Genomic DNA, 13,813 nt, shown 5'->3' with positions numbered 1-13,813 from the left:
GCTGCCGAATTCCGGCAGGTTACCGACCAGGGCCCTCGCCCCTCGAACTGTGCAGGTAGACAGCCGACTTACGGGGATTCGTTTCGGTTATTCGGTTTCCTGAGGCGCTTCGGCAGGGGCGCCGGAGCGTTCGTGCACCGTACGGATGTGCTGCTGGAGGAGGCCGAGAAGGTCGGGCGTCCCGCCACAGGGGCTGCGGAGATGAGCGACTGCGCACAGCGCGGTCATCGTGACGTCGAGCAGTTCGTACTCGACGTGCTCCATGGTGTCGTGCACGCCCTTGCGCGGGTTGTGGCCGAGGGCCCCGACGAGTGCGGCGATCACCTCGCCGGCCTCTTCACCCACCTTGGCGACGCGGCCCCACAGGAGTGCTTCGGGAGCGCGGCCCTGGTTGGCCGGGGCGCTGTCGATCCACCGCGAGACGGCGATGAGCATCGCGTTGGTCTCGGCGTGCTCCGGGCTCATGAGGTCTCCGCTCGCTGGGCGACGACGATGATGTGCTGCGACATGCCCAGGATGCTGCGCTCCTCCTCGATCTGCCGCTGGACATCGAGAACGTGCTGACGACGCGCAGGGTCGGCCATGCGGTCCGCGACGTCACCCAGGAGTTTGGCCGGGCCCTCCACTGCGATGAGGGACCGCACGGTGAGCCTGGCGGCGCTGGCCTCGGCGGCGAGCTCGTCGGGGGTGTGGAAGTAGGCCGTGGTCCACAGCCGGGCTTCGCCGCTCGGGTTGCGGTACTCCCCGGTGACCATCAGGTCCGCCAGTCCCTCGGCGACTCCGGGCAGCGGCATGTTGTCCGCCGCGAGAGCCTGCCAGCCGGCGTAGAAGCGGGACACCGCGACCGCGACGGCCACGCCTCCGGGACGCAGGCAGCGGTGAGCCTCCCGCCAGGCGCGCGCCCGGTCCTCTTCGCTGGTGAGGTGGTAGAGCGGCCCGAGCAAGAGCACCGCATCGTGCTGCTCGTCCACAGGGACGTTCCGCGCATCGCCCAGGAGGACGCGGTGCAGTCCCCGGTCCTGCTGCCCGGAAGCGCGCTGGGCCTGCTCGACGTGCAGGGGCACCGGGTCGACCAGAGTCACGCGGTAACCCTCCTCGGCCAGGGGCAGGGCGTAGGCCCCGGGGCCGCCGCCGATGTCCAGGACCGTGGCCGGCGGCGGGGGCAGGTGGCGGGCGAGGATGTCGAGGGTGCGCCGGAGCTCCACCGAGCGGCGGGGGTCCTGGAGGCGTTCCTGCTCAAGGCCGAGGTTGTAGAAGCTGAGGACTTCGGGGTCGATCACCGGGACACCTCCGGAGTGGCGGGCAGGGTGGGCAGGACGGTGCCCAGACGGGCGAGGTAGGCGTCCTGGAAGGCACGGCGGCGGGCGAGGAGGGCGTCGTCCATCACGGGGCCGTGGTGCCGGTCGATGACGGAGGCGACGGCCCCGCCGACGGCGGGGGCGTGCCCCACGTAGCTGAACAGCTTGAACTGCATCACGAGGATGACCGAGCGGGACTGGGGCAGACCGGGCCCGACCAGGGTGGGGGTGAACAGCGTGATGTTGTAGCTGAGGTCGGCCAGGGTCAGGCACCGGTTGGCGAACGACCGGCGCTCCTGGAGCAGGTGGAGTTCCCGGTCGGTGACGTCGCGCAGCACGCTCCGCAGCCGCATCAGCGCGTTGCGGGAGACCGGCGAGAGCCACGTCAGGCGATCGAGCTGTTCACCGACCTGATCGGGAGGAAGGAGCGCCGGCCGGGTCCACGGAGGCGTGGGCTCCGGAGAGCCGGTGAAGGCGTGCCGCACCTGCCGGTAGGCGTGCTCGGTCGCCTGGTGCAGGGCCCGCAGGAGGTGTCGGCACTCCGGGGTGGACAGGAAGGGCCACCCGGGCAGGAGCAGCTTGAAGCCGACCGGGAGCCGGCGGGTGGCGTCACGGTGCGAGCTGATCGGAAGGAGTCGGCACCCCGCGGGCAGCGTGAAGCTCCTGAGAGCGTCGCGCACCACGTGCTGCGAGAGGTAGGCGACGGGATCGACCAGCGACCGGCGGAGCTCCACGTCGGCGATCTCCCCCAGCGGAACCGTCCGCACGGCCGCCCGGACCTCCCGGGGGTACAGGTTGAGGTGCCAGTGCATCGCCTTGTCCCACCACTGGCCGTTGTCCCGGTCGAGCGTCCGGTCATGGTTCCAGCCGATGGTGAGCTGTCCGCCGTCGAGCCCGAAAGCCCGCGCCGTCTCCGGGTCGGAGACGTGGTCGGTGTACGCCACGGCGCCCGCGAGCAGAGCGGCCAGCACCGCGTCGGGGGCGTCTTCGACGCTGGTCCGCCGGCCCTGATCGCTGGCGACCAGGAGCATGACGTCGGAGAGGGTGTGCGGCCACGCCTTGTCGATGACGGCGACCCGGTCGGCGCAGCCTTTCACGATGTACTCCGCCCGGACGTTGGGGCCGTAGTAGGCCCGGTAGTGCCCCTCGTTGGTCCGCTCGGCCGGTGCTGCTGCCAGACGCGGCGCCGGAAGGGCGGGATTCACGGGCAAGGCGAGTGCACCCGGCGGATACAGGCTGTCCGGCGTCCCGGCGACCGCGCGCTTCACCGGTCCGCTCCGGCAGGGGCGGCCAGCTCTTCGGCGGCGATCGTCCGCGCGGCTGCCGTGCCCATCATCGCGCCCTGCACGATGCCCTGGGCGATCCCCGCCGCGTCCCCGACGACGTACACCGGGAGGTCCGGCACCTGGCACCCGGCGTCGAGCGCGGGCTGTTCCCAGACGAACTCGATCTCCGGGGCGACGACGAGGACTTGTTCGGCCAGTTCGCGGACGGAGACCGCCTGGTCCGCGTGCTTGAGGATGGACCCCAGGACGCGGTCGAGTCCCGCGGTCAGGCTCGCGTGCTCTTCCGGGGTGAACAACTCGTGGACGGGGCCGGTGACCAGGTCGAGGACGGACGGCTGGTAGGGGAGGCTCGCTTCCAGCTCGGGCCAGGGCCGTGTCTGCGAGGACCGGTCCAAGAAGCTGCCCAGGGTCTGGGTGAACGGCCGACCGTCCGCGAGTTTGCGGTAAGTGCTGAGGAACGACTCCTGCGCCTGCGTGGCGTTGCCCCGGCCCTGGACCTGGCACAAGAGGCCGAAGTTCGCCGCGAGCGGTCGGCTGGAGGGGAGGCGGTCGGTCGTCTCGTGGCCGTCCAGCGTGATCACCGCCGGGCCGAAGGCGTCGTGGTAGTGCGTGAACTTCAGCCGGCCGCCGTTCGGGCCGCCGCAGAAGCAGAACGTCTTCACCTTGTGGGTGACGGCCGTGTCCCGCTGGCTGATCTTCAGGTCGGGGTGCTCGGTGCCGATCTCGGCGAGCAGACGCGCGTCCATCTCGAACCGGACCCCCACGGACAGGTCCGGCGGCGTCATCGGCACACCGAGCCGCCGCAGCAACGCCGTGGTGGCCGTCACCCCCCGGCGGCCGGTGGCGAGCACGACATGCCCGGCGTGCACCTCCTTCACCCCGTGGTGGGTCCTCACCGTGACCGTCATCCCGCCGTCGCGGTGCGGCTGGGCGTCCGTGAGCTCGCTCATGTGCAGGCACTCGGCACGCAGCCCGTCGTGACAGGTCTCGATGATCCGTTCGAGGTCCCGCTCGCCGACGACGGCGACCGGGTACTCGCGGATCGAGAGACCGAAGTCGCTGAACGAGGACACGGCCCGCTCGGACAGGCCCTCTCCGGCCAGGGCCGGCGGCTGCGGGAGACCCGAGGTGAGCCAGGCGTACGCCTCCGCGCACAGGCTCTGCGCAGTCTCCTCCCCGAAGTGGGTGATCAGCCTGCGTCCCGAGGGCAGGAGGCTGAGCTTCGCGCCGTCGCCGTAGTGGATGCTCCCGCCGAAGCCAGAGATCACGTTGCACACTCCGCCGCACCCCGTGCACCGCAGCCCGCGGTCCACCGGGCAGGGGCGTCTGCGGAAGGTCCGCCCCGCTTCGAGGAGGAGCACCCGCAGGTGGGGCGCACGCGTCTGGAGCGTCTGAGCGCAGGCGAGGCCCGCGGGCCCGGCGCCGGCTATCACGACGTCGTAGTGGAATTCCACGATGAACTCCTTCAACTCAGGGGCGTCCGCCGGTCATTTCGGCGTCGCCGTGGCAGGCTCGGTACGACAGGTGGTGGACCAGACGGGAGAGTGGAGCGAGATGGCGGCGCAACAGCCCACCTACGAGGAGTGGCTGGGCTCGATGGCGCGCAGCACGTCAGCCGCGGCGGTCGTTTTCTACGACGCCGAGTTCCGGTTGCTGCTGCTGCACGCCACCTACGAGGACTCGTGGCAGCTTCCCGGGGGGACCGTCGAGCACGGTCAGGACCCGTGGCAGGCCGCAGTCCGTGAGGTGGTCGAGGAGACCGGGCACCAGCTCGACGGCTCCCCCGGGCTTCTGGGGGTGGACTGGTACCGGCCGGACGGACTCGATCCGTACGCCCAGTTTCTCTTCCGGGGGCCGTGCATCGAACGCGAGGGCTTCAAGGTCACGCTGTCCGATGAGCACGACGCCTGGGAGCTTCGCAGCGTGGAGGAGTGGGAGCCGCTGATCGGTACGGCCCAGGCCGCTCGCCTCCGACTCGTCCGCGAAGCCCTGATCACCGGCACTGCCTTGTACCTACAGGACGGACGTCCGCCCCGTTCCTGACGAACTCGCTTCGCTCGATGTGCCGCGCTCACCCGCTCCCTCCCTTCTCCTGCTGGCGACGCTGCGTGTGAGGGGGCTCAACCTCCCCTCACGCAGAGGGCTGTGGGTAGTCAGCGCCTCCCCTGGGCCAGGCGGAACTTCGGTCCGGCCTCGGTGAGGAGCCGGTGGACGGTGCTGTACGACCAGTCCGTCACTGCGGCGATGCTGCGGATCGTGATGCCCTCCTCGTACAGCTCGCGCAGCTCGGCGGCGACCCGTGTCCGTTCGGGCCCCTTGGGCAGCGGTTCTTTGCGGGGCTTCCTCCGGCTGCCCCGGTCAGGCATCCGCGGGCGTCTTCTCGGAGGTCTGGGCGGAGATCGTGACGTGGGCGTAGTCGAGGACCTCCACGAACTCGCGGCTCTCTGGACCCTGGGACTCCTGGGAGCGGAAGTCCCGGGTGGCGGTCCAGAAGGGGCGGACGGCCGGACGCTCCATGAGGGCGCGGGCCCGCACGCCCAGCTCGTCCAGGTCGCACAGCCCCAGCTCGTAGACGGTCTGGGTGAGACTGATCTGCCGGTTGACCCGTACGTACTCGGCCATCTGCTCGGCAGACCTGTCGTCCTTGGCCCAGATCTCCTGGTGCTGGGGGTCGGTCGCGATGTCGGCGAGCAGCCGCTGGTGCAGAGCCGCGACGCCGAGCTGGAGCCGCTGCTGGTGCTGGAGCCTGGAAAGCGCGGCTTCCTCGCCGTGCCGCTCGGCGGCGCGCTGGATCGCCTCCCTGTGGTGCTTGTCGGCGAGGTCCTGGCGCTCCTGGTGCCGGCGCTCGGCACCCAGAGAGGCGAAGACGGTCGCTCCGGCGGCGAAGGCGATGGCGTGGCTGAGCTTCATGATTCGGCCTTCCGTGGGTCGGGTTGCTGGGGGGGGATCTGGTACTGGGAGAGAGCGCGGGACGGTGCCGTGGCATCGGTCGCGGGCGGGCGGCACGCGACTGCTCTTCGGCAGGCCGCGGAGATCTAGAGGGAGGCGCGGACCTGGTCCAGGACGGCTTCCTGCGGGTCGCGGACGTAGAAGGCGCGGCCGGCAGGGCCATCTCGGTCGGTCACAAGGTCGTCCCGGATGACGCCGCGCAGCGCCCGGGGGACCGCCTCGATGTCCAGGCCGTGCCGCTGGGCGAGGATGCCGGTGGGAAGCGCGTCGCCCGGCCGGTGTTTGCCCTCCCGGATGCCGTCGCGGACGGACCGGTCGAGGGCGACGTCGAACGGGTGCTGCTCTCCAGGGCCCAGGCGGTAGCGGTGGCCCCGGTAGCTGTAGGCGATCTCGCCTTCGAGGTCCAGCCGCCTCAGAGCGGACGTGAGGGACGTCTCGGTGATGCCGAGGACCGCCGAGAGATCCGCCAGCGTCGGCAGCTTCGTCCCGGCGGGAAGCGCCGTCACGTGCGCGCGGACCATAGCGAGGTGGAGCGCGTGCAGCTGGGCTTCAGGGGCCTGGTGCTCGGCCGCCGCCCGTAAGAACTCGATGGGCAGAGTCTCAGGCGGCACGAAGGGCCTCCTCGGGCCGGTGCGGCGGGACGATCGTCCCGTCCGGCAGCAGCTCGCCGGTGTCCTCGAAGAGCAGGACGCCGTTGCACAGCAGGCTCCAGCCCTGCTCCGGGTGGGGGGCCACCGGCAGGGCCGCCTCACGGTCGCTGGAGTCGGCGGCGGGACAGCGGGGGACGTGGCTACACACGACGGGGTTCCTCCAGGAGGGTCCTCGTACGCCGGACCGGCACCCGGGAGGCGGCGCGTCAATCCCATGCCGATGTACCAGGAGATCGGGGCGCGGCACGGCGCCGCGGATGGTCGGGAAGGCGGGGCAGATCAGCCGCCGGGCCCACGCAGGACGACGGCGATGACCTGCTGATGGGGGTCGACGGTGTACTGGTGGTGCTCGCGCCATCCCTGGGCGAGGGCGCGGACTTGGGCGTCGGGGAAGCCGGCCGCGCGGACGTCCGAGACGGACGTGGTCACGTGGAGGACGCCGTCCGGGCGCAGCCACCGGCGGATGTCGGTCATCAGGCGCGGGACGTCCATGAGGTGGAGGGAGTGTCGGCAGGACACGATGTCGGCGCTCCCGGGGCGGAGACTGGCCGGGATCGCGCCGGCGGTGAAGTCGTGCCGGGCGAAGTGGAGGCGGGCGGTGTGCTCCGTGTGAACCTCCCGGGCCCACTCGATCACGGCGCCGTCGCTGTCGTAGCCGGCGACGGCCAGCCCCAGGCGGGCGATCTCGCACGCCCACTCCCCGGTGCCTGTGCCGATGTCCACGACGGTCTGGCCCGGCGCGGCTCCGGAATGGCTCTGGAAGAGGCGGACTTCTTCTTCTGAGATCGGGGTGAACCCTGTGTCGGTGAGCGAGCACATGCTGGCCCAGAGGTCCTGGGGACGGCGCGGGGCGGGTGCTTTCACGCCTGGACCTCCTGCTGCGGCTCGGTGCCGTCCGAGAGGGGCGCGGGCCTGAGGTGCCGGGCGAGTTTGTCGTGGACGGGACCGTCCTTCGGACGGAACAGGTCCACCTGCAACGGGGCGGACGCGCGGGGCGTGATCGCCGCCAGGACTTGGCCAGGGAGGCGATGGACGAGCGGGGACACGAGCGTTCCTCTCAAGGGGAGGTAGTGCTGAGCAGGAGACAGAGGACGAGAGTTCCGACAGTGATTACGAAGGCAATCTGAGCGGCAATCTGCCGCCAGCCGATCCCCTTCTGATCAAGCCATCGCAGCGGACTCCTTCAGGGTTCGGACTCGGAGGCCAGCAGCCAGGTGAAGCCATTGCGGTACCCGACGAATTCGAGTTCCCGGATGTACGCGGCAACGTCGGTGCTGATGTGGTGCCGGTTCGGCACGAGGACACCATCGGCGAAGCCACCCTTGATCTGGTTCTTCGCAGCTACCCAGCCAGGCCACTCGTCCGGGGGCACGTTGGGGTTGCCGCCGAAGGGGAGTTGGTCGTGATGCAGGTAGGCCACAGCCCAGCCCTTCCGGGCGGCTATGTCCTGAAGCTGGGAGAACACCGGGCCGGGATCTTCCCCGTGAAAGGTGCGGACGTACAGGACAACGCGAGCCGCACGTGTGCCTTCAGCAGCTCGGGTCAAGCCGTTGTGGTTGAGGCGTCGACGTAACTGGTGCAGGGGCCGGCCGACCGGAGGCGCGTCGGCCTTGGAGCGGTGCACCCCCCGCGTGCGGGCGCTTCTGAGGATGCGGCCGAGAGCACCGCGAGTGTCTGTGTGCTCGCGGTCGACTCTCATCGCAGCCGGTACGTGCGTCATGGACGCGGAGTCTCTGTCTCCGCCGGGTGGTGGTGCCTCCTGGAGCCTGGTCATGCCCCCCATCGCACCGCTGGACAGGATCCGGGAACAGGGGAACCTGACGGGGGAAAAATCTGTCAAGGGGGGAAATTGCAGGGGGAGATGACGCCATGATGGGCTTCCGCCCACGGACAGAGGTCACACTCATGGAAGATCCGTTCGCCTTACTTCTCCTGCAACTTCGGAAGAAGTCCGGTAGGACACAGGAACAGCAGGCCGATGCGGTCAACGCTGTCTCCGGCCGGGTCACGGTCACGCGCCGTGAGATCAGCCGGTACGAACACGGCGAGACCATCCCGACAAACCACACCCTCGGGTACATTGCCGTTGCCTGTGGGGTGCCCTACGAGGAGTTGCTGAGAGAGGCGAAAGGAGCCCGCACCAGACGAGCTCAGGCTCGTCGCCGTAGAGAACACGAGGAGGACATGAAGCGTCGCATGCTACTGGAGGGCGCAGTCGCCGGAGTCACTGCGGCTGCCGCTGAACCCTGGGGCCGACTTGCTACTGCCCTCCGGCGAGGAACACGAGTCGATGAGATCTCCGCGAACGCATTGATCGAGCGTGCTGCCGACCTACACGTCCAAGAGCTCGACCTGAGCGCCCGGCTCCTGCAACACAAGGTCGAGTCACACCTCGACGCAATCACGGCGGCGTTACCGCACGCCGGCGAGCACGAACGCGCGCTCACCATCGCGGCCGGAGAGACAGCGGCGCTCGCCGGTTGGGTTGCCTGGGATCTCGGAGAACACACGAGAGCCAATTCCTATTACAAGGTGACTGCGGAGTGCGCCGCGTCGGCCGGTCACCCACCATTGCGCGCGCTCGCGCTCACGTACGCCAGCTACGGAGACCGCCCCTCTCAGCGCAAGCTCGGCCTCCTACGCCAGGCCGCGCAGGACGTACGGGGGCGCGGAAACGCGACGGCCACGGCGTGGGTGCACGGACGGTACGCGGAGGAAGCTGCTCTCCTGGGGGATTCCAGCGAAGCCCTCAAGGCCCTGGAGCGCGCCCGGTTCGCGTATGACTTCGCCGACCACACCCGTGAGCAGCCGTGGGTCCGCTTCGTGACCCCCTACCGGATGGATTCGCTGACGCTGTCCGTCTACGGGCAGCTACGGCGATCGGAGCTGTCGACCACTGCAGACGACGCAGTCGCTCGCCTCGGCAGCAGTCTGCCGGACGGCGGTGTCGTCGTCCTCGGGGATCTCGCTGTTGCGCTGCTCAGAGGAGGAAGCCTGGACCAGGGGCTCGACGTCTCGCGGAAGTTTGTGGCCGCTGCCCTCGCGAAGCCGAACACGATGGGCAAGGAACGAGCCCGGGTGGTGGCGTCGCTGCTCCCCATGGGCGAGCGTGATCTGGCCTACCACCTCTGTCAGCTCACGGCCTGAACCTCCGTCCACCCACTGCAGGGCGGACGGAGGCCCCAGCCCGCGTCAGGCCGTCGTGGTTTCGTCGGCCACCCAGGACAGGTAAGCGGCAGAGCCGCCGGTAACCGGCAGGGTGATCCACTCAGGCACCTCGTACGGATGCTGATCCGATACCCACGCCTCCAGCTCTGGCAGGCGCTCCGTCGTCGTCTTGAAGGAGATGCGCCACTCTGTGGCCGTCTCGATCTTGCCCTTCCAGCGGTAGACCGCGGTGAAGGGGGCGTCGATGTGTGCGCAGGCCGCCAGACGAGCCTCGACCGGCCCCAGCGCGAGGGCCTTCGCCTTCTCCTCGTCATCGATAGTCGTCTGCGCGATCACGATCTCAGTCGCCATTCGGCTGCTCCTCCTTGGGCTGTATGACTCGACCCTACCCACGCAGCAAGCACGACGGCCGGCGTCCGGCCGTGGGCCGCGGCTTACGAGCTGGTGCGTGATAGCGATGGAGTCGTGTTTGCCTGATCGGGGTCGTGGTCAGGCGTGGGCGGTGCGGTCGGAGACGAGGCCGACGATGGCCCGGTAGGTGGCGGGCAGAGCTTCGCGGCGGTGGGTCCAGCGGGTCAGCTGCTTCCAGCGTTTGTGGTCGGCAAGCGCGTGCTCGACGGTGATGCGCTTCGATGAGTGGCGGTGCCGGACTTCCTCTCTGGCTGCGTGCACCTGCGGAAGGGCGATCTTGTTCGGCTTCCTGGGTGGTGTGATCGCCTTGCCGGGGTGGTCGCGGCGGAGGCCGAGGCATCCGTCGTCCAGGAGAACCTCCATGTCGGGGAAGTGCTGGAAGCAGACGCCGATGCCCTCGGTGCGTGCGGCGGTCGCATCGTGCATCCGGCCAGGTCGCAGGGCATCGGTCCAGAGCGTGCGGCTCTGAGAGTCGGCGACGACGGTGGTCTTCATCGTGTTCTGCTTCTTCTTGCCCGAGACGAACGCGCGTCGTCCGCCGTGGCCTGCCACAGGCCTGCGGACCTGGACCTCGGTCGCATCCAGCCTCAGCTCGACGCCCTCGGCCTGGGCATAGGCGAACACATCGGCCAGGGCCCGCAGCCGCAGGCCAGGGCGGTCGGGGACCGCGCATCCCCTCTCGGCCAGAAGCGCTCGTATCTCCCCGACGGCCCGGGTGACGGTGGAGCGGTCGACACCGAACAGCAAGGCGAGAACAGAGTGCGGCAGATCGTGCCGCAGATGAATCAGGGTGGCGACCAGGCGGTCAACGAAGACCAGTTGATGTCGGGCGCCGGCCCCCGCGGCCCGTCTCCTGGCCCCGCCGCGTGCTTCATGACGGCGCCCTTCGACACCTGCCTGCCACGGCCCGGCCAACTCCTGAGCCAGGCAGGCGAGATGATGCCGAGAGATGCCCGTGAAGAACTGATGCGCGAGAACCGTCCGGTCGACCATGATCGTCACACCTGGATCATGCCAGCCACCAGCAACGACGCATCAGCCGCTATCACGCACCAGCTCGTTAGGGGGAGGTGAGCTCGGCGATCGCCAAGGATCTGAGGGTCAGCGTCCGCTCGGTGCAGCGATGTCGGCAGACCTTGGGGGCTGCGCCGTAGTTATGGCCGTTGCTCTCGCCGCATGGGTCCGCGGCCGTCGGGGTGCCCGGTGCGGCATCGCGCCGGGTGGATGCGCGGAAGCGGCGCGATCGGCTCGCACATACACCCTGATTGGTGAACGGGCTCCGGACGGCCACGCGGTCCTGCTCGCCAGCAGCTGGCCTGCCGGCACCGTCATCACCTGGCAGGAACCGGCCAGCGACCGTCGACAGCGGTTCCAACTGACGGACGCGGCCCTTTCCGACGGTACGTCCGCAGCGGAACCCCTCGACTGGTACCGCTGAGCTGTCTGGGGCCACCTACCTTCTTCCAGGAGTAGCTGGAGGGCATCGTGCCGACGTCGGCACGGGCAGCGGCGACCGCGCACGGCCGGCGAGTAGTGCTCTACGCGCTCTCGTTGCCCGGAGGCTGTCCTTGGCGTCCAGCTTCAAGGCGAGATCGAGGGGATGCCTGAGGGACGGTGCTGCCGTAACTGGCTGTCCGTGTTGCTGGCTGCCTTCCAGATGCTGCTGGGGGTTTCGGAGTCGTCCTGTTGATCTCCGTGAGCGTCGGCTTCTTTGGATATCGCCCGGTGAAATGAGGTCGGTCCCTATATCGCTCACGGCAGACGAATCTTCGGGATGAGGGGTGGAAATTGCTGCGGACGGATGTCAACCTATAGATCCGGCCCACTTATCTGTGATTCTCGCGTGGATGACTCTTGGGGGAATTTTGACAAATGTTTCGTTGCTCATCCGAGCTGCTTGTCCTCTCCTGTTCGCCCTCGGTGCGCTGCAGGCCGTGATATCTCAAGCGCGACATGATTTCTCGGGCGTAGCGAACGGCCTATTTCTGTGTGTGAGCGTTGCCGGGCTGATCGGAGAGGATTTTATACAATGCGACTACCGTCGGGATCGGTTTGTTCTTGCCTACGTCGCTAGGCACCCCGGAGTCGATTTTGAGCAGGTGGCTCGCTCCCTTGAAAGCCCGGAGCGGATCGTCGCGCGTAGCCTCGCGCGACTTGAGACGGACGGCCTTCTTGTTTGTGTTGTGGAGTGCGAATCGTCAGGTGGACGGGTCTACCACATCGCAGGATGACAGCGCCCGAGCGTCACGAGGGGGGCGCCGCAGTGGCCCGGAGTGCAGCGCAACATAGCCCATGATTGCCGGTTAGCCTAACCGGTGATCCTCGCGACAATTGATGTTCGTCCGCATCGGCCGTGCGTGGTGGTGCAGCCGGCGGACGCTCTATCCCAGGACTGCGCAGTGCTCTCTTGTGACCTGCACCTGTGCAGCCCTTCCTGTCCCCGGCTGAAAGGAAGAAATGTCTCGTCCCCCTGCGCTGAAACTCGCTGAGGTCCTGGCGGAGATTCGTATGAGTCCGTCGGCGTTCTACCGTCTGCGTGCGCGCAACCAGGCTCCTCGAATGATCAAGCTGCCGAACGGCGAGCTCCGTTGCCGTCGTGCCGACCTGGACGCCTGGTGGCAGGCGTGCGAAAGGGACACGCCTGAATGGCGATGAGTTACAAGGTCCGTTTCTGGGACATCCGAGAGCGGTCGAAGCGTCGCAAGCCGTTCGAGGTTCGATGGACGGTCAACGGCCGGGAGCGGTCGGAGTCCTTCATTACCAAGGGGTTGGCCGAGAGCCGGCGCGCGAAGCTCATGACAGCGGCGCGCGACGGCGAGGCGTTCGACGAGCAGACTGGTCTGCCGGCTTCTGAGATCCGTGCTATCAGGCAGCGGACCACCTGGTACAACCTGGCTCATGCCTACATCGACGAGCGGTGGGGCCGAACGCCTGGCAACACTCGTCGTACCCTCGCTGATGCACTTGCTACCATCACGCCCGCGCTGGTTGGGCCCAACGTCCGCTACTCGGAGCCGAGGGTTTTGAGACGAGCGCTGTACTCGTGGGCGTTCAATAAGCGTGCTTGGGGGAGTGAGCCATCTGCAGAATGGCAGCATGCCCTCGACTGGATGCAGAGGCATTCCTTGCCCGTCAGCGAGCTGACGGAACCAGACGTCCTGCGAAGGGCGTTGGACGCGCTCGGTCGTAAGATCGATGGTGAGGCTGCTGCGGCCAAGACCGCCTTGCGGAAGCGGTCCGCCTTCAGTGAGGTCCTCGGAGCCGCAGTTGACAAGGGATACTTCGTGGAGAATCCCCTCGCCAGGGTGAAGTGGCAGGCTCCTGGGGTGAGTGAGGAAGTAGACCCAGCTTGCGTGCCGAACCCGACCCAGGTCGCCCGCCTGTTGACTGCTGTGGGCAAGCAGCAAGGACGCGGCCCGCACCTTGAGGCGTTCTTCGGCTGCATGTACTACGCGGCCATGCGTCCAGCAGAGGTCATCCACCTGCAGATCTCACAGTGTCATCTGCCGAAGACGGGCTGGGGCATGCTCAACCTGAGCGGAGGCGTCGTTACAGCTGGCAAGGAGTGGACGGACGATGGCGCGGTCCACGAAGTGCACTCTTTGAAGAGGCGACCCGTCAAGGCCACGCGTCCCGTGCCGATACCGCCGTCGTTCGTGCACACGCTGCGAAATCACATCGACAGATTCGGCGTTGCGCCCGATGGCCGAGTGTTTCGCAATGCGGCCGACGGCTACGTTGACGCAGCGGCCTATGGTAAGACGTGGGAGCGGGCGCGTAAGAAGGCCCTGGCTCCCAATGAGCAGCCGACGCTCCTCGCCAAGAGGCCTTATGACCTCAGACACGCCGGAATCTCGTTCTGGCTGCACTCCGGCGTGGATCCTGCCGAATGCGCACGCAGGGATGGCCAGAGCATCCAAGTGCTCTTCCAGTACTACGCCAAGTTCCTGGACGGTCTTCAGGAGCATTCCAACCGGCTCATCGAGGAGTCGATGCAGGAGTGGAATCGGCGCAGCGAGGACAGCAGCCTCAAGGGCTGAGCCGCAATCTG

At 68.2% G+C, this 13,813-nt stretch carries 17 protein-coding genes; 4 read left to right on the top strand and 13 right to left on the bottom strand.

All coding sequences use genetic code 11. The features are described from left to right. Positions 1-87: 87 nt before the first annotated feature. Genes IE326_RS20930 through IE326_RS20915 form a run of 4 tightly spaced genes read right to left on the bottom strand, consistent with a single transcriptional unit; the run spans position 88 to position 4,038 of the window. Complete coding sequence (locus IE326_RS20930) at positions 88-465, bottom strand: MazG-like family protein (protein WP_190042589.1); 378 nt, start codon at positions 463-465, stop codon at positions 88-90. Next, positions 462-1,280 (bottom strand): class I SAM-dependent methyltransferase, encoded by an 819-nt coding sequence (locus IE326_RS20925; RefSeq protein ID WP_190042588.1) that lies wholly within the window; start codon positions 1,278-1,280, stop codon positions 462-464. Before IE326_RS20925 ends, IE326_RS20930 begins: the two co-directional genes overlap by 4 nt. Beyond that, a complete protein-coding gene (locus IE326_RS20920; protein ID WP_229915538.1) occupies positions 1,277-2,503 on the bottom strand; it encodes a hypothetical protein in 1,227 nt (408 codons plus the stop codon). The genes IE326_RS20925 and IE326_RS20920 overlap by 4 nt, the downstream gene beginning before the upstream one ends. A 59-nt stretch (positions 2,504-2,562) precedes the next feature. Next, positions 2,563-4,038: a DNA polymerase subunit beta gene (locus IE326_RS20915; protein WP_229915537.1), complete on the bottom strand. Its 1,476-nt coding sequence runs from the start codon at positions 4,036-4,038 to the stop codon at positions 2,563-2,565. A gap of 1 nt (position 4,039) precedes the next feature. Between IE326_RS20915 and IE326_RS20910 the strand changes: the two genes are divergently transcribed. Then, a complete protein-coding gene (locus IE326_RS20910; protein ID WP_229915536.1) occupies positions 4,040-4,627 on the top strand; it encodes an NUDIX domain-containing protein in 588 nt (195 codons plus the stop codon). 110 nt (positions 4,628-4,737) lie between these two features. Here IE326_RS20910 and IE326_RS20905 read toward each other — a convergent pair whose 3' ends face one another. The 7 genes from IE326_RS20905 to IE326_RS20875 all read right to left on the bottom strand — a co-directional run bounded on the left by IE326_RS20905 (position 4,738) and on the right by IE326_RS20875 (position 7,903). Further along, positions 4,738-4,950: a helix-turn-helix domain-containing protein gene (locus tag IE326_RS20905; protein WP_190042586.1), complete on the bottom strand. Its 213-nt coding sequence runs from the start codon at positions 4,948-4,950 to the stop codon at positions 4,738-4,740. Continuing rightward, positions 4,943-5,494: a DUF6082 family protein gene (locus IE326_RS20900; protein WP_190042585.1), complete on the bottom strand. Its 552-nt coding sequence runs from the start codon at positions 5,492-5,494 to the stop codon at positions 4,943-4,945. The genes IE326_RS20905 and IE326_RS20900 overlap by 8 nt, the downstream gene beginning before the upstream one ends. Positions 5,495-5,619: 125 nt before the next feature. Continuing rightward, positions 5,620-6,144: a helix-turn-helix domain-containing protein gene (locus IE326_RS20895; protein ID WP_190042584.1), complete on the bottom strand. Its 525-nt coding sequence runs from the start codon at positions 6,142-6,144 to the stop codon at positions 5,620-5,622. Then, positions 6,134-6,331, bottom strand: a complete 198-nt coding sequence (locus IE326_RS20890; RefSeq protein WP_190042486.1) for a DUF5999 family protein — start codon at positions 6,329-6,331, stop codon at positions 6,134-6,136. Before IE326_RS20890 ends, IE326_RS20895 begins: the two co-directional genes overlap by 11 nt. A 131-nt stretch (positions 6,332-6,462) precedes the next feature. Next, positions 6,463-7,047 (bottom strand): class I SAM-dependent methyltransferase, encoded by a 585-nt coding sequence (locus IE326_RS20885; RefSeq protein ID WP_190042583.1) that lies wholly within the window; start codon positions 7,045-7,047, stop codon positions 6,463-6,465. Continuing rightward, on the bottom strand, positions 7,044-7,229 hold the full coding sequence (locus IE326_RS20880) for a hypothetical protein (RefSeq protein WP_190042582.1): 186 nt from the start codon (positions 7,227-7,229) through the stop codon (positions 7,044-7,046). Before IE326_RS20880 ends, IE326_RS20885 begins: the two co-directional genes overlap by 4 nt. Positions 7,230-7,366: 137 nt before the next feature. Next, positions 7,367-7,903: a hypothetical protein gene (locus IE326_RS20875; protein ID WP_190042581.1), complete on the bottom strand. Its 537-nt coding sequence runs from the start codon at positions 7,901-7,903 to the stop codon at positions 7,367-7,369. A gap of 149 nt (positions 7,904-8,052) precedes the next feature. Between IE326_RS20875 and IE326_RS20870 the strand changes: the two genes are divergently transcribed. Then, entirely contained in the window at positions 8,053-9,330 is a 1,278-nt protein-coding gene (locus IE326_RS20870) for a helix-turn-helix transcriptional regulator (RefSeq protein WP_308440332.1), read from the top strand. A gap of 45 nt (positions 9,331-9,375) precedes the next feature. Here IE326_RS20870 and cutA read toward each other — a convergent pair whose 3' ends face one another. Both cutA and IE326_RS20860 read right to left on the bottom strand, forming a co-directional pair. Then, positions 9,376-9,702, bottom strand: a complete 327-nt coding sequence (gene cutA / locus IE326_RS20865) for a divalent-cation tolerance protein CutA (RefSeq protein WP_190042580.1) — start codon at positions 9,700-9,702, stop codon at positions 9,376-9,378. Positions 9,703-9,840: 138 nt separating this feature from the next. Then, positions 9,841-10,755 carry a transposase family protein gene (locus IE326_RS20860; protein WP_190043441.1) on the bottom strand — a complete coding sequence of 305 codons (915 nt, stop codon included), beginning with the start codon at positions 10,753-10,755 and terminating at the stop codon, positions 9,841-9,843. A 1,464-nt stretch (positions 10,756-12,219) separates the two neighbouring features. On the opposite strand from IE326_RS20860, the gene IE326_RS40790 reads away from it, so the two are divergent. After that, the gene (locus IE326_RS40790; RefSeq protein ID WP_229915535.1) at positions 12,220-12,417 is read left to right on the top strand and encodes a helix-turn-helix transcriptional regulator; all 198 of its coding nucleotides are present in this window, start codon (positions 12,220-12,222) and stop codon (positions 12,415-12,417) included. Next, positions 12,408-13,802, top strand: a complete 1,395-nt coding sequence (locus IE326_RS20855) for a tyrosine-type recombinase/integrase (protein ID WP_190042579.1) — start codon at positions 12,408-12,410, stop codon at positions 13,800-13,802. Before IE326_RS40790 ends, IE326_RS20855 begins: the two co-directional genes overlap by 10 nt. The last annotated feature ends 11 nt before the right edge of the window (positions 13,803-13,813 follow it).

Origin of the sequence: Streptomyces filamentosus (assembly GCF_014654895.1) — a bacterium.
Classification (GTDB): Bacteria; Actinomycetota; Actinomycetes; order Streptomycetales; family Streptomycetaceae; genus Streptomyces; species Streptomyces filamentosus.
The sequence above is the reverse complement of the archived record's forward strand: the minus strand, read 5'-3'. Positions and strand labels throughout refer to the sequence as shown.

What these genes read in the sequence shown, in the direction of transcription:
- IE326_RS20930 (WP_190042589.1), bottom strand. Translation starts at nt 465, where the DNA reads ATGAGCCCGGAGCACGCCGAGACCAACGCGATGCTCATCGCCGTCTCG.
- IE326_RS20910 (WP_229915536.1), top strand. Translation starts at nt 4,040, where the DNA reads ATGAACTCCTTCAACTCAGGGGCGTCCGCCGGTCATTTCGGCGTCGCC.
- IE326_RS20905 (WP_190042586.1), bottom strand. Translation starts at nt 4,950, where the DNA reads ATGCCTGACCGGGGCAGCCGGAGGAAGCCCCGCAAAGAACCGCTGCCC.
- IE326_RS20900 (WP_190042585.1), bottom strand. Translation starts at nt 5,494, where the DNA reads ATGAAGCTCAGCCACGCCATCGCCTTCGCCGCCGGAGCGACCGTCTTC.
- IE326_RS20875 (WP_190042581.1), bottom strand. Translation starts at nt 7,903, where the DNA reads ATGACGCACGTACCGGCTGCGATGAGAGTCGACCGCGAGCACACAGAC.
- IE326_RS20870 (WP_308440332.1), top strand. Translation starts at nt 8,053, where the DNA reads ATGATGGGCTTCCGCCCACGGACAGAGGTCACACTCATGGAAGATCCG.
- cutA (WP_190042580.1), bottom strand. Translation starts at nt 9,702, where the DNA reads ATGGCGACTGAGATCGTGATCGCGCAGACGACTATCGATGACGAGGAG.
- IE326_RS20860 (WP_190043441.1), bottom strand. Translation starts at nt 10,755, where the DNA reads ATGGTCGACCGGACGGTTCTCGCGCATCAGTTCTTCACGGGCATCTCT.
- IE326_RS40790 (WP_229915535.1), top strand. Translation starts at nt 12,220, where the DNA reads ATGTCTCGTCCCCCTGCGCTGAAACTCGCTGAGGTCCTGGCGGAGATT.
- IE326_RS20855 (WP_190042579.1), top strand. Translation starts at nt 12,408, where the DNA reads ATGGCGATGAGTTACAAGGTCCGTTTCTGGGACATCCGAGAGCGGTCG.